This window comes from Candidatus Paceibacterota bacterium, assembly GCA_035652395.1.
Lineage (GTDB): Bacteria > Patescibacteriota > Minisyncoccia > Phycocordibacterales > CAJBRS01 > JADGRH01.
The window spans coordinates 14,762-35,023 of record DASRDX010000009.1 but is presented as its reverse complement, the minus strand read 5'-3'; the positions used below and the strand labels follow the sequence as shown (position 1 = coordinate 35,023).

At 43.9% G+C, this 20,262-nt stretch carries 23 protein-coding genes and 4 tRNA genes; 4 read left to right on the top strand and 23 right to left on the bottom strand.

Annotated elements, in window-relative coordinates; all coding sequences use genetic code 11:
- Positions 1–17 precede the first annotated feature (17 nt).
- The 4 genes from VFA52_00310 to VFA52_00295 all read right to left on the bottom strand — a co-directional run bounded on the left by VFA52_00310 (position 18) and on the right by VFA52_00295 (position 1,585).
- The gene (locus VFA52_00310; GenBank protein HZS42653.1) at positions 18–386 is read right to left on the bottom strand and encodes a VOC family protein; all 369 of its coding nucleotides are present in this window, start codon (positions 384–386) and stop codon (positions 18–20) included.
- A 21-nt stretch (positions 387–407) separates the two neighbouring features.
- Positions 408–1,169, bottom strand: coding sequence for a slipin family protein (locus VFA52_00305; GenBank protein HZS42652.1), 762 nt, complete (start codon positions 1,167–1,169; stop codon positions 408–410).
- A gap of 243 nt (positions 1,170–1,412) precedes the next feature.
- Positions 1,413–1,486 (bottom strand) — tRNA-Asp (locus VFA52_00300).
- 26 nt (positions 1,487–1,512) lie between these two features.
- A tRNA-Met gene (locus VFA52_00295) sits at positions 1,513–1,585 on the bottom strand.
- 75 nt (positions 1,586–1,660) lie between these two features.
- Between VFA52_00295 and VFA52_00290 the strand changes: the two genes are divergently transcribed.
- A tRNA-Met gene (locus tag VFA52_00290) sits at positions 1,661–1,731 on the top strand.
- 43 nt (positions 1,732–1,774) lie between these two features.
- Here the strand turns inward: VFA52_00290 and VFA52_00285 are convergent.
- The 19 genes from VFA52_00285 to pilM form a co-directional block, all read right to left on the bottom strand.
- Positions 1,775–2,482 (bottom strand): hypothetical protein, encoded by a 708-nt coding sequence (locus tag VFA52_00285; protein HZS42651.1) that lies wholly within the window; start codon positions 2,480–2,482, stop codon positions 1,775–1,777.
- A gap of 20 nt (positions 2,483–2,502) precedes the next feature.
- A complete protein-coding gene (gene gatA, locus VFA52_00280; protein ID HZS42650.1) occupies positions 2,503–3,912 on the bottom strand; it encodes an Asp-tRNA(Asn)/Glu-tRNA(Gln) amidotransferase subunit GatA in 1,410 nt (469 codons plus the stop codon).
- A 13-nt stretch (positions 3,913–3,925) separates the two neighbouring features.
- Positions 3,926–4,213 (bottom strand): Asp-tRNA(Asn)/Glu-tRNA(Gln) amidotransferase subunit GatC, encoded by a 288-nt coding sequence (locus tag VFA52_00275; GenBank protein HZS42649.1) that lies wholly within the window; start codon positions 4,211–4,213, stop codon positions 3,926–3,928.
- Between the two features lie 57 nt (positions 4,214–4,270).
- Positions 4,271–6,316, bottom strand: coding sequence for an NAD-dependent DNA ligase LigA (ligA, locus tag VFA52_00270; protein ID HZS42648.1), 2,046 nt, complete (start codon positions 6,314–6,316; stop codon positions 4,271–4,273).
- Between the two features lie 18 nt (positions 6,317–6,334).
- The gene (locus VFA52_00265) at positions 6,335–6,865 is read right to left on the bottom strand and encodes a pilus assembly PilX N-terminal domain-containing protein (GenBank protein ID HZS42647.1); all 531 of its coding nucleotides are present in this window, start codon (positions 6,863–6,865) and stop codon (positions 6,335–6,337) included.
- Positions 6,865–8,022 (bottom strand): type II secretion system protein, encoded by a 1,158-nt coding sequence (locus VFA52_00260; protein HZS42646.1) that lies wholly within the window; start codon positions 8,020–8,022, stop codon positions 6,865–6,867. The genes VFA52_00265 and VFA52_00260 overlap by 1 nt, the downstream gene beginning before the upstream one ends.
- A 23-nt stretch (positions 8,023–8,045) precedes the next feature.
- Positions 8,046–8,636: a prepilin-type N-terminal cleavage/methylation domain-containing protein gene (locus VFA52_00255; GenBank protein HZS42645.1), complete on the bottom strand. Its 591-nt coding sequence runs from the start codon at positions 8,634–8,636 to the stop codon at positions 8,046–8,048.
- Positions 8,633–9,277: a type II secretion system protein gene (locus tag VFA52_00250; protein ID HZS42644.1), complete on the bottom strand. Its 645-nt coding sequence runs from the start codon at positions 9,275–9,277 to the stop codon at positions 8,633–8,635. Before VFA52_00250 ends, VFA52_00255 begins: the two co-directional genes overlap by 4 nt.
- Complete coding sequence (locus VFA52_00245; GenBank protein HZS42643.1) at positions 9,277–10,062, bottom strand: prepilin peptidase; 786 nt, start codon at positions 10,060–10,062, stop codon at positions 9,277–9,279. Before VFA52_00245 ends, VFA52_00250 begins: the two co-directional genes overlap by 1 nt.
- Positions 10,062–10,481, bottom strand: coding sequence for a prepilin-type N-terminal cleavage/methylation domain-containing protein (locus VFA52_00240; protein ID HZS42642.1), 420 nt, complete (start codon positions 10,479–10,481; stop codon positions 10,062–10,064). The genes VFA52_00245 and VFA52_00240 overlap by 1 nt, the downstream gene beginning before the upstream one ends.
- A 71-nt stretch (positions 10,482–10,552) precedes the next feature.
- Positions 10,553–11,002: a type II secretion system protein gene (locus VFA52_00235; protein HZS42641.1), complete on the bottom strand. Its 450-nt coding sequence runs from the start codon at positions 11,000–11,002 to the stop codon at positions 10,553–10,555.
- A gap of 132 nt (positions 11,003–11,134) precedes the next feature.
- A complete protein-coding gene (locus VFA52_00230) occupies positions 11,135–12,343 on the bottom strand; it encodes a type II secretion system F family protein (protein ID HZS42640.1) in 1,209 nt (402 codons plus the stop codon).
- A 64-nt stretch (positions 12,344–12,407) separates the two neighbouring features.
- Positions 12,408–13,469, bottom strand: a complete 1,062-nt coding sequence (locus tag VFA52_00225) for a PilT/PilU family type 4a pilus ATPase (protein HZS42639.1) — start codon at positions 13,467–13,469, stop codon at positions 12,408–12,410.
- 9 nt (positions 13,470–13,478) lie between these two features.
- The gene (locus tag VFA52_00220; GenBank protein ID HZS42638.1) at positions 13,479–13,868 is read right to left on the bottom strand and encodes a response regulator; all 390 of its coding nucleotides are present in this window, start codon (positions 13,866–13,868) and stop codon (positions 13,479–13,481) included.
- A gap of 18 nt (positions 13,869–13,886) precedes the next feature.
- The gene (locus VFA52_00215) at positions 13,887–15,611 is read right to left on the bottom strand and encodes a GspE/PulE family protein (GenBank protein HZS42637.1); all 1,725 of its coding nucleotides are present in this window, start codon (positions 15,609–15,611) and stop codon (positions 13,887–13,889) included.
- A gap of 13 nt (positions 15,612–15,624) precedes the next feature.
- Entirely contained in the window at positions 15,625–16,032 is a 408-nt protein-coding gene (locus tag VFA52_00210; GenBank protein ID HZS42636.1) for a hypothetical protein, read from the bottom strand.
- 1 nt (position 16,033) lies between these two features.
- The gene (gene pilO, locus VFA52_00205) at positions 16,034–16,570 is read right to left on the bottom strand and encodes a type 4a pilus biogenesis protein PilO (GenBank protein ID HZS42635.1); all 537 of its coding nucleotides are present in this window, start codon (positions 16,568–16,570) and stop codon (positions 16,034–16,036) included.
- Positions 16,571–16,572: 2 nt separating this feature from the next.
- Positions 16,573–17,226 (bottom strand): PilN domain-containing protein, encoded by a 654-nt coding sequence (locus VFA52_00200; protein ID HZS42634.1) that lies wholly within the window; start codon positions 17,224–17,226, stop codon positions 16,573–16,575.
- Positions 17,227–17,349: 123 nt separating this feature from the next.
- Positions 17,350–18,462 (bottom strand): type IV pilus assembly protein PilM, encoded by a 1,113-nt coding sequence (pilM, locus tag VFA52_00195; protein HZS42633.1) that lies wholly within the window; start codon positions 18,460–18,462, stop codon positions 17,350–17,352.
- 71 nt (positions 18,463–18,533) lie between these two features.
- Here pilM and VFA52_00190 point away from each other — a divergent pair, with 71 nt between their 5' ends.
- The 3 genes from VFA52_00190 (at position 18,534) to VFA52_00180 (ending at position 20,236) form a co-directional block, all read left to right on the top strand.
- Positions 18,534–19,202: a hypothetical protein gene (locus tag VFA52_00190; GenBank protein HZS42632.1), complete on the top strand. Its 669-nt coding sequence runs from the start codon at positions 18,534–18,536 to the stop codon at positions 19,200–19,202.
- A 29-nt stretch (positions 19,203–19,231) separates the two neighbouring features.
- Positions 19,232–19,318: transfer RNA gene (locus tag VFA52_00185), tRNA-Ser, on the top strand.
- A 42-nt stretch (positions 19,319–19,360) separates the two neighbouring features.
- Positions 19,361–20,236: a hypothetical protein gene (locus tag VFA52_00180; GenBank protein HZS42631.1), complete on the top strand. Its 876-nt coding sequence runs from the start codon at positions 19,361–19,363 to the stop codon at positions 20,234–20,236.
- Positions 20,237–20,262: the final 26 nt, after the last annotated feature.

Genomic DNA, 20,262 nt, shown 5'->3' with positions numbered 1-20,262 from the left:
GTCAATACTTTTGTCAATTACTTCTTTCTCTTGTGAAGAGTCAGTTTGTTCTTATCCGGATCCTGAATGACGATCATCTGACAGGTCGGGAAATCGTGCGGACCCATCTTAATCGGCACATTTTTCTCCTTTATCAAAGCCATAGCGGCATCAAAATCCTCCACTTCAAGAGCTACTGAGGCACCGTCTTCTGATGGTTTCCACATATCCGGCGCATGACCAATAGCTAAGGTGCCGGAGCCGATGTTGTATTCGACGTAATCGGGATTTTTGCTGCCATCAAATTCATTATTTGGCACTAATCCCAAAACTCCTTCATAAAATTCTCTGGATTTAGCTATATCATTTACGGCGTAAGCTGTGAAAGCAATTTCTTTAATTTTCATAGGTTTAAAAATTAATAATAATTAACCGGTCTTTTTATTGTCAGCGGCTAGAGTCTTAAACGCCTCCTGCACGCTCGTCATAAATTGAGCCGGGAAAATAATAGTGGAATTTTTTTCAGTGCTGATTTCCGACATGGTCTGAAGAGTGCGAAGCTGCAGAGCCACCGGATGAGCGCTGATAATGTCAGCCGCTTCTCCCAGTTTTACCGCTGCCTGAAATTCTCCTTCAGCTGCCACAATTTTGGCCCGTCTTTCTCGTTCGGCTTCGGCTTCCTTGGCCATGGCTCGCTGCATGTTGTCGGGCAAAGTGATATCTTTGATTTCCACCGCCGTTACCTGCACGCCCCAAGGCTCGGTGTGAGTGTCAATAACATTTTTAATTTGAGTATTGATATCGACAGTCTGCGAAAGAAGCTGATCGAGTTGAAATTGGCCCACAACATTTCGTACAGTGGTCTGGCTAATTTGATTGACGGCGCTGTAGACATTCTCAATTGAGATAACAGACTTGGATGAATCAACAATGTGATAGTAGGCGACGGCGGCGATATCAATTGAGACATTGTCCTTAGTGATAATCTTCTGTGAAGGAATGTTCATGGTGATCGTCCGCAAGGTGACGCGCGTCATCTGCTCAAAAACAGGAATGAGAAAAATCAGACCGGGCCCGCGCACGCTGGTGTACTTGCCGAGAAAGAAGATCACTCCCCTTTCGTATTCTTTTACTACCCGCAAAGATAGAAGAACTAATATAAGAACGATGACTCCGATAATGTAAAACATATTTTTGAGAATAGTTGATAAGATTTTTATTCTAGCATGAAATAGAAAGACAAGCGGAAAATATGTCTTGCGGACTTGGTCACAACTCTCGCTCTGCAGAGCTCGGTCGCGACCCCGGCTCGCTTGTTTTCTCTACTGAGAAAACATAGCTGCGCCTTTCAAGTCCGCACGCAAGCAAAGCAGTTTGCTTGCTTTGGCCGCGCAATTAAAAAATCCGGACAGACTTGCCGGATTTTTTAATTGCGCGGCCAAGCGGACTTGAACCGCCAACCTCTCGCGTGACAGGCGAGTGCTCTAACCAGTTGAGCTATGGCCGCAACTTTCGTATTTTACAAAATACGAGTGTCGGAGGTGGGGATCGAACCCACGACCCCGGGCTTATGAGTCCCGTGCTCTACCAACTGAGCTACCCCGACATTAAGTTCAACTAATATAACCTTAATTGCAATTAAAATAAAGTTAGAGTATATTTGAAAATCTCCACAATTTTTAGCGGGGTGGAGTAACAGTAGCTCGGGAGGCTCATAACCTCCAGGCCCCGGTGCAAATCCGGGCCCCGCAACAAGATATAACAAAAAATCCACCTTTGGTGGATTTTTTGTTAATTAAATAAAATGAAATTCCTGAAAGACGCTCTCGTAGAGAGCGATCACCCGACGTGCTTCACGCTGTGACAAAATGAAGTCGGCGCCCTCATGAGCAATGGCATTTCGAATTTTGTGAGCCTCCCAAGCGTTATCAATGGTATTAAAATCGCTCTTTTCTACTGATTTCAACATCTCGCCAATTCCCTCTCCGTGATAACCCATTTTCTCCAGCAAATCCCCTAATAAAATGTCCCCTTCCAAAATGGCCAGACGCCAATCATTCGGGTTCTCACTGTTAACATGATCCAGAACTCTCTGCCATTTTATATTTCCCTTTGGTACTTCCACTGATCCGCTTCTAATGGTTCTCTCTCGTTTCTCCCGCGCGCGCTGAAATCTCTCCAGATAATGGAGTCTGAATAAAATATAAATCACTCCCATTAAAAATAAGACGGAAATAAAAATGGCCAGAAGTTCAATAGTCGGAAAAATTCGGGCAAAACCGCTGCTAAAGCCATGCCCAATGGAGGAAAACAACAACGAAATGCCCGAGGAAGTGGCAGCCGTGCTGGTTGCTCCGTTCTGATTAATCGAATAGAAGTGTCTGGAAATAAAAACACCGACCTGATTTAGAAAATAAATAAAAATAATAAGAATGAAAACTATTTCAAAAATAGTGGTGGCGAGCTCGGACCCAGACTCTTTTTTATTATCATCATCGGCCATTTTAAATTAAATATTTATTGTTACTTGTTACTCCCTTCAAATTGTTTACCGATTTCAAACAAGAAATTTTCGGCCAAAAAAGGTGCCGTGAATTGAATACCGAGTGGCAATTTCTTACCATCCACTTCCGTAAAGCCGGAAGGAATGGAAATAGAAGGCAACCCCGTAATGTTGGCCGGTACTGTGAAGACATCCGAAAGATACATGGCCACCGGATCAGCCGCTTTTTCCCCAATCTTAAAGGCTGGCGAAGCGGTGGTTGGGGTCAAAACGACATCAACTTCCTCAAAAGCTCTTTCAAAATCGGCTTTAATCAGATTGGCTACCTCATTGGCCCTACCATAATAAGCATCGTAATAGCCGCTTGAGAGAACGTAGGTGCCAAGCATGATGCGGCGGCGAGGCTCTTTGCCAAACCCGGAACCGCGCGTTAAGAGATAGTCTTCCAATAAATTGCCGCCTTCTTGATGATAGCCGAATTTCACTCCGTCGTAACGGGCCAAGTTGGAAGAGGCCTCGGCCGGCATAATGATGTAATAGACTGCCAAGGAATATTTAACATTCGGTAATTTAATTTCTTTGACTTCGTGTCCGAGACTTTCCAGTTTGCTGACAGCTTCTTTAAAATTCTTCATTACTTCCTCATTAACGTCTTCCATAAAATGGTACGGCACTCCGATTTTCATTTTCTTGGGCGCTGCTTTAGAATTTCCTTCTCCAATTTTCAGAGAGGTGCTATCCAATGAATCCTTCCCTTGAATAAGGTTGTAAAAAATCTCGGCATCTTCAACTGTCTTAGTAAAGGGACCGATTTGGTCGAGCGATGAGGCCAAGGCCATTAAACCTCGGCGCGAGACGCGTCCGTAAGTTGGTTTAAGACCGACTACTCCGCAAAAAGCGGCTGGTTGGCGGATTGAACCGCCGGTGTCCGATCCGAGAGATGCCAGAGCCAGATCGGCGGCTATGGCGGCGGCGGAGCCGCCGCTTGAACCACCCGGAACTCTTTCTGGATCATATGGATTTTTAGTGACTCCGTAAGCGGAATTTTCGGTGGAAGAGCCCATGGCGAATTCGTCCATATTGGTTCGCCCCAAGATTATGGCTCCTGTTTCCTGAAGTTTGCTGGCCACAAAAGAATCGTAAGTGGCTATGTAATTTTCCAAAATCTTTGAACCAGAGGAAGAAATTTTTCCCTTAATTAGCATATTGTCTTTCAGGGCAACCGGTATTCCGGACATCGGACTGTCAAATTTAGAAATAGTCTTTGATTTCTCTAGAGCGTCTTCAAAAACTTCCAGATAAATGTGCAGATCCTTATTTTTTGATTCAATATTTTTTAAGTAAGCTGCCGTTAATTCTTGTGGCGAAAAATCACCTTTTTTGAGGTGCTCATGAGCTTTTTTAATTGTCAGATCTTTTAAATTAATCACTTTAAACTTACAACTAAAGTATCTTTTTCACTTTAATATATTGTCCTTGCCGGTCTGGAGAACTTTCCAGAAGAGCTTCGTTAAAAGCACCGGCGGGATGAGGCTCTGCATCCTCTCTAAAGATATTTCGAGAGAAAGGTTTATGGAGAGCTACCGCGGCGCTTTGCGCCGCGGTAGCCTCCTTGACCTGATCCACGTATGCTAAAATGGCATCCATTTCCTTGAGCAAACTTTCTTTCTCCGAATCCGGCAAATTAATACGTGAGAGAGCGGCCAGCTTTCCAATATCTTTAATTTCCATAAGAAAATTATAGCTTACTTTGGGCTTATTAGAAAAAGTCCGGCCGAAGGCCGGACTTTACTGAATCATCTTCAAAAATTCTTTTTCATCAAGCACTTTCACGCCGAGCTCTTCCGCTTTCGTTAATTTTGATCCGGGATTTTCTCCCGCCACGACATAATCGGTTTTGGTTGAAACGGATCCAGAAACGCTGCCGCCAAGAGCGCGAATCTTTTCTTTCGCTTCGTCTCGGTCCATCTTTTCCATGGTGCCGGTCAGAACAAAAGTTTTATCGGATAGGCGGCCGCCTGTTGGGATGGCGGCCGCCCCTTTCGTCTTTCTAGGATTCTCCACTTCAATTATTTTCAGAAGTTTAGAAAGCTGCTCTCTGTTATTTTTATTTCCAAACCACCGATGAATCGAACTGGCTACAACATCCCCCACCCCTTCAATCGCTTGCAGCTCTTCCAAAGAAGCTTTTCGCAAAGAATCAAGGTTGCCAAAATGGTCGGCCAGATCATAAGCGGTTTCTTCGCCAACTTGCGGAATGGAAAGCGAGATAATCAGGCGCGGCAGACTAACGTGCCGTGCCTTCTCAATTGCTTTCAATAAATTGTTAACTGATTTTTCTTTAAAACCTTCGAGTTCCGAAAGATCTCCCGCTTTCAAAGTAAAGATGTCGCTGCCGGCGGTGATCAGATGATTGTCAAGGAGTTTGTCAATGATCTTCGGACCGAGACCATCAATATCAAAGGCGTGCTTGGAAGCAAAATGATAAAGTTCCCGTCGATGTTGAGCTGCTCCTCCTTTATTAACACAGCGCCAGGCCGCTTGGCCGGGAATTCTCTCAATTCGTCCGTCTCCCCCGCACTCCGCAACATGCGTTGGAAATTTGTACGGTTTTTCCTTACCGGTACGCATTTCGGTCAAGACTCTGACGATATCGGGAATAACGTCGCCGGCTTTTTGCAAGATCACCGTATCGCCAATTCGTACATCTAGCCTTTTAATTTCATCTTCATTATGAAGAGTGGCCCGGGAAACAGTTGAGCCGGCTACTAAGACCGGACGTAGGTGAGCAACCGGAGTGATAGTGCCGGTTCGACCCACCTGAAGGACGATATCTTCCACGACCGTAGTAACTTGCTCGGCCGGAAACTTGAAGGCAATGGCAAAGCGCGGGGCCTTGCCGGTGTAACCTAAAGCCTCCTGATAATCGCGGCGATTAACTTTGATAACGATGCCGTCAATCAGATAATCCTGTTTTTTTGATTCAACCTGCCACTTTTTCCAATAGGCAATCACCTCATCCACATTTTCACAAAGTCTGTAGTGAGAATTGACTTTGAAGCCGAGCTTCTGGAGAAGCTGAAGTTCTTCGAGTTGGGTCGGGGGAAGCTTCGCTTCCCCCGACCCCCTTAACTCCGCGATATCATAAACAAAAGCCTCCAACCTTCTTGAGGCAGTCATGGCAGGATCGAGCTGACGAATCGAGCCGGCCGTGACATTTCGTGGATTGGCGAAAAGCGGTAAACCGCTTTTCGCCCTCTCCTTATTAAGTTTCTCCAGACTGCTCTTTCTCATCCAAACCTCTCCTTCGGCAATCAAATCCGCCGCTTCCTTAAGACGAAGTGGTACTGACTGAATGGTTCGGACGTTCATGGTGACATCTTCCCCCACTTCTCCATCTCCGCGTGTAGCAGCCGTTTTGAGCAGCCCTTTTTCATATTCAAAAACGATTTTCAGGCCGTCAATTTTCAGCTCACAAACATATTCCGGGGAAATCTCCTTGCCTAATTCAGCTTTCAATAAACGTTTCACTCGAGCGTCAAAGTTTTTGATATCCTCTTCACTGAAAGCGTCATTGAAAGACCACTGCGCTACCTTATGTCGAACTTTCTTAAATTCCGGCAGAGGTTTGCCTGCCACTCTTTGAGATGGCGAGTCGGCAGTGCGGAGTTCCGGATACTGATTTTCCAGATCCACCAGCTCTTTCATTAAAGAATCGCGGGCTTCATCGGAAATCTCCTGCTTATCCAGCACGTGATACTGATAACGATGGTATTCAATCGTCTCTCGGAGCTTCTCAATGCGCTCTTTTATCTCCTTAGTCGCTTTAGCCATAAGAAGAGTGTAAGAGAATTAGTACTGAACCTCAAGTCCTCTTTCTACTCGCCGCGGATTATTGGCGTCGCAGGTGTTATAGCCTCGAGATTTAATATCAGTATAAGTATTTATATTGTCAGGAAAGCTTTTATTGACCACAATATGAACAATTGGAGTAGTTGGGTTTTTCACCACATCACATTCACCGGTTGGGTAAATTAAGTCAAAACTAGTGTCCCATGAACCGTCACCGGAATTACTTAGAGCAGAGGACCATGCGCTCGCCGTCACCCCGTTACAATTAATATCAGAAGCAACGAGTGAATTTGATTGCGAAGAAGTGGCAAAAATACGGCCGCTCGGTCCGTTTTTATCCCAATAGAGAGCGCATTCAATGCCGGTATCGGCATTATAAAAAGCAAACTGCGATTCTTTGGCGGCGGACGAAAGCAACACTTGCTGCAAAGTAATGTTTAGAATTGCTAAACCAATCGAAAGGAGCAGGCTTACCACTAGCGAAGCGAAGAGTAACGTGAAGCCATTTTTATTTTTAAATAATTTATTCATCAGTCTGCTACATAGACCGCGGTCATATTTGTATTGCCATTCATAATGAAATTGCAAACATTGTTCGAATTAGAGTTGCAAGGACCACCATTCCAATGATCAAATGACCAGTTTGTTATGAACTCTCCGCTACCAGTGGTATAACCCGCAGAAGTGGTAACGCTTGTTACTGACCCATTGACAATGGAAGTAGAACATGAGTTTCCACCGGAACACTTAGTGACCCCATCCGCACTGACCTGTAGAGCTCTCCCTCCCGAAACTGACAATGTTCCAGAACCTGTATAAAATCCTGCATTCAGAGTGATATTTGAATTAGGATTAAAGGAACAACTGCTGTGTCCTGAACAAGCCTGACCGGCCCCCCAAGTAAATACATAACTGCTGTTCGGCGTTCCAGTAAGCACAATATTGTTATTGGTAACTACAGAGGTTGAACATGTTGAGGGACAATTGATGCCAGTTGGATTACTAATAACCGTTCCGTTGCTGACAGTAGTTATGTTAATGGTAACGTTAGCCATTGGTGTTCCGCCAGAGGCTCCAGAATAAAGATTATCCCAGTTAAATAGATTTTCGGTAATTTGAAAACTGGCCGGTGCCTTCAGATTACCCACTGACCAGTAGACCGTAACTGTCACTTTATCTTCATTGCTATTAATTTGTTGGACTTGAATAGTCCTATAAAAAGGTGAAGTACCATAAGCTGATCCTTGATGGTATAGGCCAGTTGAAGAATCGTATTGCACTGGGCACGAAGCAATATTGTTACCACAGGTGACCAGGATCTTACCGCCGGTAAAGACATTAGATGAGTCAAGTCCACACAAAGATGAACTGGTACAACCGGTCATGCCGGTATCCCAAGTGGCGCCATTGGAAGATAATTGATTGATGAAATTGGCATCGCGTAAATATCGCAGGTATTCGATACCTTCTTGAGCCAAATAAAAAGCGGTTACCTGGTCGTTGGCATAATAAGCGGAATTTAGACTGTTTGAGGCAATGGTAAGCGGCCCAACAATGGCTAGAATTAGAATAGCGATAGCTACCAGAGTTTCAATTAAAGTAAAACCGAATTGAAGTTTATAAAGTTGTAAAGTTTGTAAGGTTTTTAAAGGCCTCCTGGTTTGAGACTTTATGAACTTTATGAACATTATGAACTTTATGAACATATTTTTTATGAATCCAATAATCTCTGAGTAATCAAAGTTTCAACCTGAAAAGTGGATTGAGTTTTGAGACTGGCACCGGTCTTTCCTTGAATAATAAGAAGAATAATTGGTTGCTGCCCGTCACTACTACCGTTGCCTCTAATAGAGAAAAGCATGTTGGTGATATTAACTTCAGGAGCCGTAATAACTGAAGCGGCGGCGCCATTAATGCTTTTGCTGATATAACCGTTTGCCTGACTTTGCGGACAATACACACTACTGGTATTTGGTCCACAATAACTATAAATAACCTGCTGACTAAGATAGTTAGTAAAACTGATAGAGGAAGTATTGACGGCAGACGGACAACCATACGAGCCAGTGGCGCAATAACCGCTTCCCTCGCGTACATCTCTGACCATGCTCTCCAGAGCAAAGCTTAAATTAGTCATGATGGAATTGAGTGATTGGGCCTTCCGGTTAACGTTGATGATATTTAAAACAGAAGAAATAGCGATTACCATCACAATAATGAAAATAGTAGAAGCCACCATTAATTCAATCAGGGTAAAACCACGGACTTTCAGCTTTTTATTTTTTACTTTTAACTTGTTCATGGACAGGCACCCACACCGGGATTGACCGAGACTTGGCCAGTCTGATAAATGGTGACGCATTTGTATCGATCACCGATTGATGAAACGAGAGTAATGGAGGCGCTGTTGTAAGAGACCCCGCCACTAAACTGACCGTTGGCGCTAATATTGGAAGAAGGATCCGGACGAAGGTAGAAAATATCCAGCGAGGTTAGATTTCCTCCTTTCGAGCAAGTCTTGCTGTTGTAAGCATCGGTGACACAAAGATTATCAATCTTGGCCCCTTGTTGGAGTTGGTAGCTGCTAACCAGGGAATCGGCAGGACTCGGCGCCTGATCATATAATTTATCCTGATTGTTGTCGGCAATCAGTTGGTAAGTATTGGGAGAGGCGGCAGTGAAATCAATACCGTATCCTGTGTTGAAGTTGGTGCTGGCGCCTTTTACGCCAAGACCATAAACTTGAGCTTGGCGAATAGAGATAGCCACTTGATAAGCCAGATTGGTCAGTTGGATGTCACTGGAAAAACGATTCTGACGCGCCAGAACAACGGCCGTAATAATTACAAAGATGGCACAGACCACTAGAAGTTCAACGAGAGTAAAACCGGCCTTAGAAGTTAAAAGTCCGGATTTTTCTTTTTTCGTTGTTCTCTTTTCCATTAGTGAAGAAAATATGAGAGTCCTGTTACGTCCCATCCCAGAAAATAAACGAGGAGAAGACCGAGAATGAGAAAGGGGGCAAAAGGTATTTCAGTCTTCATTGTAACTCGTCTTGATTGAACAATCAAAAGAATGATGCCGAGCGCCGCGCCACTCCAGAAACCGAGAACGATTGCCGAGAGGCCGCCAAAAAATCCGAGGAACCAACCAATGCCCGCCGCCAGTTTGGCGTCGCCAAAACCCATGGCGCGGCCGCCGGAGAAATACCAGAGCAAAAAGAACGGGAGGAAGAAAATTGGTCCAGCTAGAAAATCGAGGGCGGTCGGGCGCAGAATAAATAATGGAAAAAAATATAAAATCAGTAGTTTGATTAAACTAATAATAATAAAGGCATAGACTAAGCCATCCGGAATGATTTTATGCTTCAGATCGTAGACAAGAATTACAATTAATAAGCTGAAAATTATCAAATCAATTCCTAAAATCGCCCAGCCCGTCACGGCCGAGTGAAAGTAGGCAGCAGCAAAAATCAGGCCTGCTAAAAGTTCAACTAAAGGATACTGCCACGATATTTTAGAGCGGCATTTTAGGCAGCGGCCGCGCAGAAAGAGAAAGCTTAAAATTGGGATGAGCTCGGCGAAGCCGAGGACGTGCCCGCAGTGCGGGCACGAGGAGCGGCCGCGGACCACGGTGCGGCCAGTGTTATATCGAAGAATAACTACATTTAAGAAACTGCCGACAATGGTGCCGAAAAGAAAAAATAAAAAAAGAAAGAGCAAAGACATTACTGGTTGGAAACTTTGAAACTATTGCCGGAGATATTGGTACTGCAGGAAGCGCTGGTGCCTAGAGTATTTGGATTTAGAACTTCCAAAGTGATGCCTAGACAATAGGTAGAGGCGTTGCCGATGTAGCCGTAAACATAATTTCCACTATTGGTTGGGTCAGTCGGCATACTTGGTAAATAAGTTGGAGCTAAAGCGCCGGGCAAACAGCTTGTGTCATTACAAACAGGATAAGTTTGGTTGTTGGTGAAATAATTTTCCAGAGCTAACTGAAGCTGTTTGATATCAGACGCTCGCTTGGAATCGCGTCCTTTGGCTCTAGCTGTACCGAGATTAGCTATAACAATGGCAGTCAGAAGACCAATAATACCGATTACCACGATGAGCTCAATGAGAGTGAAACCTCTGCTTCTTTTCATCTTTAAATTATAACAGAAAAAGAAAAGCCGCCCAACGGGCGGCTTTTCTTTTCACAATCAATCAGAACTAATTATGATCCACACGTAACGGAAGCGGCACCTAGAACACCGGTCTCTGCGGAAGCACCACTTGCGTCAACGCACCATCCGTTTCCTGCAGTTGTAGGATTTTTCAATGGCACCATCGCGGCCCATCCACTGGCTGAGTCATGACAGACTGCCGTAGTTGAGGTGTAAGCACCCGTTCCTACAGAAGCAATTCCAGCGGCTTTAGCGGCGGCCAGAACCATCGGTTGAGTACCGGTAGCGGCAGTACAGACTCCGACATAGCTATTACCTGAACCATCGTAATAAATAGCTGCTTGAGCTCTACCATTAGCAAGGTTTGATTTGATAGCTGCATCCGTTCCTTTGCTTCGAGCAGTGTTCAAAGAAGCGAGTACTACGGAAGCTAAGATACCAATAATGGCGATAACCACCAAGAGTTCGATCAGGGTGAATCCTTTAGTGAATTTTTTCATTTAAACTTTTAATTTTCTAATAATAATTCGACCCTTCTATCCCTTTTTTTACAAAGGGTCGTTTTCGACTAATGTCTATATTATATGTTAAATAAGCTCTCTATACAAAGGAGCTGTGGACAACTGAACGGATTAAATAGCCGAGCTAATGTTATAAATCGGAATAAGAACGGAAGCCAGAAGAAAGGCTACGCCGAGACCGAGAAGCACAATCATCACCGGTTCAATTAAATCAACCAGGGTATCCACGGCATTTACCACTTCTCTTTGATAAAACTTGGCCAAGGTATCCAAAATATGCCCGAGTTCCCCTGTCTCTTCCCCAATTTTTACCATCTGAACCATAATACTAGGAATCTCTGGATATCTTCCCATGGCATCTGATAGGGCACTTCCTCCTTTCACTGCTTCCATAATATTGTTCAGAATATTTTCATAAATGATATTGTCTACCACGCTCGATGTCAGTTCAATAACTTTAATCATCGGAATTCCACTGACGAGCAGCGTATTCATATTGTCGGCGATACGAGAGAGATAAAGCTTGCGATAGAGAGTGCCGACATATGGAAAGTCCAGTTTTACTCGCCCCAAAGCTTCCTTGCCAGCCGCCCCGCGAGTGTAGTAATAAGCGAAAAATCCTAGAATGATTAGAGCAATTAACAGAAATAATCCGTAATTGACCATAAAACTGCTCATGGCGATAATGATTCGAGTATAAATTGGGATCTGTTGTCCGGCACCGGTTAAAATACTGCCGATTTTTGGAATAACTAAGGTAAGCATCAAGACCATCACGGCCACGAAGGTGAAGATAACGAAAGCGGGGTAAATCAGAGCATTGCGCGCCTTTGAGGTAACGGCGTAATTTCGATCAAGATAATCGGCTAAATAAATAAAAGTTTCATCAAGTTTGCCGGACTCTTCACCGGCCTTAACCATGTTGACATAAAAGATGGAAAAGACTTTCGGATGCTTAGCTAAAGCTTTGGAAATGGTGCTCCCCCCTTGAAGATCGTCAGCTACTTCCGTCAGAACATTTCGGAGAGTTTCATTTTGAACTTCCGTGGAAAGCAATCGGAAAATTCGGAGCGCCGATACTTGAGCACTGAAAAGAGTGGACATCTGGCGCGAGAGAATAACAATCTCTTTGTTTGAGACGTGCTGAAAGAGATTGATTTTGCGGCCGAAGAGGCCACCGGCATCTTCGGCAGGCTTGATTTCAGAGATAATTAAGCCGCGACGCTGCAGACCGTTAATGGCGACATCAATATTAATAGCTTCAATTGAACCGTTTTTCTCGGAGCCAGCGGAGTCTATGGCTTTGTAGTTGAAGAGCATTTTTTTATTTTACTTTATCTGGAAGAAAATGTCTGTTAGTGAGGAAAAATGCAGCAGCTTTTTCCTACAGCATTTTCTCAAGCACTTTCGGATCAAAGGAATGTTTGTAACCATTCTCAATGGTAATTTCCCCGGCTCGGATCAATTCCACAATGGAGCGATTCATATCGATCATGCCTTCATCGGAACTGGTCTCAATAACCGTGTTAATCTCGTGAGTACGTTTTTCTCGAATAAGGTTGGCCACGGCATTGTTGGCAATCAGAAGTTCGTAGATTGGAATTAAGCCTCCGGAAATACGAGGAACTAATCGCTGAGAGAAAACTCCGGTCAAAGCGCCGGCAAGTTGCACCCGAATCTGGTTTTGCTGCTCGGCCGGAAAAGAGTCAATGATTCGGTCAATAGTCTGGGAGGCATTGTTTGTATGTAAAGTGGAGAAAACTAAGTGACCCGTTTCTGCCGCCGTGACAGCCGCGGCCATCGTCTCCGGATCTCGCATTTCTCCGAGAAGGATTACATTCACATCCTCTCTCAAAACACTGACTAAAGCTGTCTTAAAATCAGCCGTGTCAACCCTAACTTCCCGCTGATCGATAATGGCCTTTTTCTGTTCGTAAATGTACTCAATTGGATCTTCAATAGTGATGATGTGCTCGGCTCTTTCCTGATTAATCAATTCGATTAAAGCGGCCAAGGTTGTAGTTTTTCCCTGCCCCACCGGTCCCACTACCAGAAAGAATCCCTGTTGCTTGCGCGCGAAGGTTTCCAATACTTCAGGAAGATGTAAATCCTTAACGGAGGCAATACTTTTTGGAATAAGGCGCAGAGCAATACTAACTTTCCCTTGCTGATAGAAACCATTGCCTCGGAAGCGGGCCTGATCATTGAAATTGTAAGAGAAATCAATCTCTTTATTGAGTTGGAAGTGTGCCTTATTGCCTGGGCTTAAAAGAATATCCAAAAAAGCGCTGGTATCCTTTTCCGTTAAGGCATTTTTCTTCACCAACGGAATTAATTCCCGGGCCACGCGAATAGTCGGATGTCGGCCTTCCGAGAGATGAAGGTCGGAGCCGCCTTGGGTGATCAGAGTCTTTATTAAATCGTCAAGTTCCTTTTTGTAATCCATGACCTAAAATTATCCTTTACGCACTTTTAAAATTTTCATTACTTCATTTAGAACTTCCGAAGGAATGGTAGTGGCTTTGACAATGTATCCATCAATGCCAAGTTCTTTGGCTCTATCAATATCGGCTGATTCAGTCTGATTGGTTAAAATAACCACAATAGCTTGCGGAATTAATTTTTTGGCTCGAACTGTTTCCAGAAATTTCAAACCGTCCATGGTTGGCATGATGATATCGAGAAGAACGGCATCGGGAGCAAGACCCTCTTCTACTTTTTGAAGAGCGCTTGATCCATCATTAGCGGTAAAGACTTCAAAATTCTCCTTCTGAAACTTCATGGCGTACATGTTCAGGAGGAAATTGTCGTCATCTACAATCAGAATTTTTCTTTTATCTGGCATAAAATAATTCTATCACAATTAAAGTGTATTCACTTCCTCAAAAGGAATGGTCTTGTTAAAAGCCTTGATCATGGCATCTTCTTTCATCGTTAGCATGCCTTTCTCCCGCAGAAGTTTGGTCAGATTTAATTCGGTGGGATCTTTCAGAATGGCGTCTTCCAGCTCCTTGTCCATTTTAAAGGCTTCAAAAACGGCTACTCGCCCGCGGGTGCCGCGCGGACAGTCCTCGGTGGGCACGGCTTCTAGGACAGTTTTACTCATTGGGACATCCTTTTTATATTTCTCCGGCAGATCTTCAAACTGTCGATCTATCATCACTTTAATACTGCCTTCAACGGGGATTTCCTTGCCCCCTCCCGGACAAATCTTGGCCACCAATCGTTGAGCCATGGTCAAGATAAGAGTTGGAGCAATCAGGTACGGATCTACTCCCATGTCAATCAAACGCGGAATGGCGCCGACAGCGGTGTTGGTGTGAAGAGTAGAGAGCACTAAGTGACCGGTTAGGGCTGCTTGAATTGCCAGTGCAGCCGTTTCCTTGTCGCGAATCTCTCCCACCATGATGACATCAGGGTCCTGTCGCAAGGTTGTACGCAAACCATTGGCAAAAGTGTAGCCGATTTCCGGTCGTACTTGAGACTGGCTGACACCCTCAATGTTGTATTCCACCGGATCTTCAAGCGAAAGAACATTTGATTCTTCCTTATCGATTTCATTCAACATGGAATAAAGAGTAGTACTTTTACCGGAACCAGTTGGACCGGTAATTAAAATCAAACCATAAGGTCGAGTGATGGCTTGGCGAATCAGTTCCAGATTTTTCGGCGTTAGACCCATATCCTCACTTCCGAGTTTTTTCACTCCTTTTTCCTGATCCAAAATTCTCATCACGATCTTCTCGCCATAATATGCTGGAAAAGTAGAGACACGGAAATCAATCTTTCTACCCTCAATGCGAGCGCTAAAACGACCGTCCTGCGGTTTACGCTTTTCATCCAATTTCATATCGGAGAGAATTTTAATACGAGCTACCACGGCCGAGTGAACGTTCATCGGCAAAAGGAGTGATGTATTTAAGACGCCATCCACTCGAAAGCGCACTCTGACTTTCTCGCGCATGGCTTCAATGTGAACGTCCGAAGCTTCTCCATCCAGAGCGTAGCGTAAAATGGTGGCTACGATTTTCGTTACCGGCGCGTCTTCAATAATGTTGGCTTGTTTGGTGCCCCCTTTTTCTCGCTTCTCTATTTTCTCAATTTCAATTTCTTCGGCCGAAAGCTCCCCTTCCAACTCGGTTAAGGCTTTCGTCACTTCTCCGGAAAGTCCTTTGTAGGAATTAAGAACGCGTTCAAAATCTTCCTCGCTGACTACGAAGATTTTGAACGGCAGATTATTTTTGGAGGAAATGAAATTTAGGGCATCGCGAGCTTCAATGTTGTCCGGCTCTACCAAGCCGACCTCCAACACCCCATCTTTGACCGCCAGTGGAATGATTTTGTAATGAAGAGCCGATTCTTCCGGAATATATTTTAGAATTTCAAATGGAATTTCCTGTCCGCCCAAGTTTCGAACCGGAATCTGCATGTATTCGCTCTTAGCTTGCAGGATCTGCTCCGGCGTTACACCTTTTTCCTGCAGAACCTCATCAATACTTTTGTCCTGGCCTTGAGCCTCTTCCTTAATAGCCAAAACCTCATCCGGAGAGATGATATTCTTATCGGCCAATACGTCTAAAAAACTCATTTAAATAGATCGATTAACGACCGCGACTAGAAGTGGCGGCTGGCGTAGTAGAGAAATTAAGATTGGAATAATTAGGACCGCTAGGCTGATTGATAGTCGGGCCGTTTTCCGTATCCACTCCGATTGGAGCGAATGGATTTGGTCGGCCTTGCGGCTCGGTCGGAACGGGCTGACTGAAATCCTGAAGAGTGTTGAAGCTTGGATTGGAAAAGATTTCGCTATTTAGCCGGACACCCTGCAGAGTAAGGAGCTGATTAACAAAAGCCTGCCCGACTTGAGGATTGTTGGCTGCCGGACTGGAAGCGGTTAGAACGGCGCCATTGTTGGAAGAGCCGCCGTGCCAGAAACTATAAATAACAAAAGCTAGGATTAAAACTCCGATGATGATGAGGGGCATTTTATATTTTCGGATAGTTTGCATGTTATTTTAACCAGTACGTTTGAAGGGTAACGTTATAAGCGTAGGTGCCCGTCTGATCGTTCGGAGTAAAAGAAAGATTGGTTACATCCACTAATCTCAAACTGCTTTCCAGATCTTTCAAAAATGGCTGGAGGTTTTCGTAAGGACTAATGACGGAAAATGAGAGCTGGATTGAGCCGACTGGATTGGCCCCGGTTCCCGGAGTGCTATTAATGGTTTGGAGTTGGGAAATCTTAATATTCTTCAAACTCATGCCATATTTAGCGGCAATGCCGTTCATATCCAAAATCAGGCGGATGTTATCGACGGAGTCCGGCAACAGTTTCTGCAGGCGATCAATTGAAGCCTTATCAAAAGCATTGTATTTGGCTACTAGATTGTTACGAACCTGTCGAAGAGCCGAAGAATTATTAAGGGCTTCACTATATTGAGTTGATTCAGCTTTGAGCAGTTTGGCGCTCTGATAGAGTGGGTCAACTCCAAAGTAAAAGACTGCGCCAGCTGCCAATATGAGAATGATTGAAATAAATCCGCGCATGATTATTGATTAAATGGACTATTAGTATTTGCCGCTGCGGCCGGCGCACTGCTTTCAGTACCGAGATTTGCTCCATTTGTATAAAGAAAGCTCTTTCGATCCAGATTGGTGGTAACGCTGAAAACTACTCGACCGCTGCCATCCAAATCCAGATTGGAAAAGATGGGATTTTTGAAGTCGGGGTTCTGATCGAAGACATCCGACTGACTAGCTACATCGGCATAAGCGGTGGCCTGACCCTTTAGAGTGAGTGTCAGTTCGCCGGCATTGGCATTTGAAGCGCTTAAATTAAAATCGGTAAAGCGGACATTCTTTAAAGTATTGGCTTCCAATTCATCAAAGATCTTAGAAGTGGCAATGTGATTATTTAAAAGATTTTGAGCGTTTGTCAGGCGATCACTCAGGCGGGTAAGAGTAGTAACGGTTTTCAAGTCGAATTCCTTCTGGCTGTTCTGAAGGCTTTCGGTGTCATTCTGGATTTTATTGTTCAGGTAAACCTTGTAAAGAAAGACGCCTCCCCAAGCCACCAAGCTTATTAACAAAATTAAAATGGCAATCAACCGAAGGAGGCTCGGTCCTCCGCGGGAACTATTGCGCGGACCGGTATCAATCGGTTTTTTTGGTATGAAAGATGTTTGAAATTTACTTTCGACCATCGAAGTTGATGCTAAAATTCATATTAATTGTATCAACTTTCAGTCTTAAAGTCTAAGCGCCTGAAAAAAGGCGGGGTTTTAAACCAATTCGGCCCCAATGACAGAGCTGTGTGGTTTTGAAATCTACTCTATTTCCTGCAATTTTCGCAAAGCAATCCCTACTGCTACCGCAAATTCCAATCCGGTCGCCTTCAAAACTTCTTCAAGAAAGGCCGGCGCTTCCACTTTGGCGAACGGCTCTCCCACCACAACTTCAGTTTGAAAGTTTGCTTTGGCCAGCTCATAAAATCCCTGCATGGCCACTCCACCGCCAGTCAAAATAACTTTGCCGACTGTTTTCTGATATTTTTTTTGAAAACTTAAAAGAACACTATTAGCCTCGGAAAAAATGTAGTCCAAGGTAAGCGAGATCATTTCGGTAATACCCTTTTGATCCTCCGGTTTTAAAGTATTGTCTCCCAAGTTTCGTTTTATATGCTCTGCCCGGGCCACCGGCAAATTCATTCCTTTGGAAATACTCTGGGTGATGTCCTGCGAGCCTTTATTAATGATGTGAGAATTTTTGATCACTCCATGGTCGACAAGATAAACTTTGGTGGAAGAAGCTCCCATGTCAAAAATCATGCTTGCTGTCGGTTCCTGATCAAGAAGCGAGCGAGCGGCGCTGAACATTTCAATTTCAAAGAAGCTGGCATTTAAGTTGGCGGACTTAACGATGCTGTTGTAGGAATTCAACACTTCATTATGAATTGAAACTACTAGCACATCGGTTTTATGTTTTTCTTCTTCCGGTTTAGATTCATCATCAATCTCAATGTTGGATTCTTTCGGAATCACCCACCAGTCCAGGGTCACTTCGGAAATTGGCACCGGAATATATTTTCTGGCCTCAAGAGGAATCATCTCATCCAGTTTTTTGGAAGAGACCGGAGGAAGTTCCATCAAGGTGACAAGGCTTGATCGAAATGGAATGGAAATGCCGGCGTTAGTGGTAGAAGTGTTGGCCTCTTTTAAAACGTCGGTAATAGCTTCGCTGAGCTTCTCCGGCGGCAAGTTGGTTACTTGGCCGATAGAAAGTCCGGCGTAAGGACCGAGAGAAAGCTCTCCGTAAGTTTCGAGAACGGCTCGGCCTTTTTTGTTACGCAATTGCACCACTTTAATGGCGGAAGTGCCGATATCAATGCCAAGAACACTCTCTTCAGTTTTTTTGAGTAGGTTTTTAAACGGATTATCCATCAGAATAGTTTATTATATCATTTTATCTGTTTTTAGACAGAATTTTAGGCCTTTTTAGCCAAAATAAGCTGGTGGAAAAAGCCCTTATCCTCTGGCGAAATCTTCTTGATTTTTGTCTCCCGCGCACCTCGGATTTGAAAAAGCTGGAAGAGATGAGTGCGGTGGAGTTTTGTCAGTCGGCCCGGAAGTTGAGTCGGGCCGACTGCTCCAATCTGCCAATAAATATTCGGCCATTCTTTAGTTATCGAGATCCTTTAGTCAGAACGGCTATCTGGCAGATTAAATACCGAAATCATTCAAAAATTAGTAGGCTGCTGGCAGAAGTAATTTATTCGGGTTTATTGGAAGAATTAATGGATCGGGCGGTTTTTGAAGACTTTCAAAAACCGCTTCTCATTCCCATTCCTCTTTCAGCCGAGCGCCTTCGCTCGCGCGGCTACAATCAAACGGAAAATCTAGCCCAAGAATTAACTCGCATTGATGGTGGTCAGAACTTTGAACTCTTGACAAATGTCTTGACAAAAATCAAAGAAACGAAGCCGCAAAGTTCGCTCCCGCGAACTTTGCGGCTCCAAAACTTAAAAGGTTGCTTGCACGTAACCACCCCAGAAAGAATCCGCCACCGCAACATCATTCTATTAGATGATGTGACTACAACAGGCGCCACTTTCACGGAAGCTCAGAAGACTCTGGAAAAAGTGGAAGCGCGAAATATTATTGCAATATCAGTGGCACATTAAACTTATAATATGTTAGAGTATCGCCTATTGGAGACGTGGCTGAGTGGTCGAAAGCGCCTCACTGCTAACGAGGTAGGGTCTAAAAGCTCTCGTGGGTTCGAATCCCACCGTCTCCGCTCAGAAAGATATATTATAAATTCAGTTTATAAAACTTAAATATGGAAAAACCTCCGGAGTCTGAGATAGCTGGCCAGCATGAGAAAATAAGCTACACCGCTATCGGAGTAGCTTATGCACGCACCTTCTCGGATATTCCTTACTCAGCGGAAATTTCTAAAATTTGTGATGCTAGCAATTTAACTCCAGAGAATGCTGAAATTCACGAAAGAATGTCCCCATATTTCGAAGGACGTTTTAAAGCCCTGAGCAATCTTATCAAAAAAAGTGGTATTAAAAATATTCTCGAACTTGCTTCTGGAGTTAGCCCTAGAGATTTGTTACTCACTCAAGATTCTTTGGTCAATTACATAGAAACAGACTTACCTGACATGCTTCGGCAGAAGAAAGCGGTCTTGGCCGAGTTGGTGAAAGGTAAGGGAATAAAGATCCCACCCAATTTACATTTTGCAGAATTAAACGTTTTAGATAAGAATTCTTTTAAGAAAGTGATTGAACAGTTTCCCTCAGGCCCAATTGTTATTGGGCACGAGGGATTAGTTGCTTATTTTAATCGAGAAGAAAAAGAAAAAATGGCAACTATTATTCGAGAAGTCTTGATTGATCGAGGCGGTATTTGGATAACTCCAGACATTTTTACATTAAGTGATATGGAAAAACTGAATACCGGCGGGAAACGTAAAGAAGCATTGGAAGAAATCAAAAAACGTACAGGCAGAGATTACGCAAGTAACGCTTTTATTGATCTAGATGATGCAAAAAAATTTTTTACAGATCTTGGATTTGAATTTAATATTCAAACCCTTAAGGAAACGGCGGGAGATATTCAATCGGCTAAGATCGGCTTAAATGAGGAAAGTGTTCAAAAACAGTTATCTTGGAATATCTGGGAGCTAAAAACCAATGTCCCAAAATGATCCATTGATAGTGAATGTATTGTGAT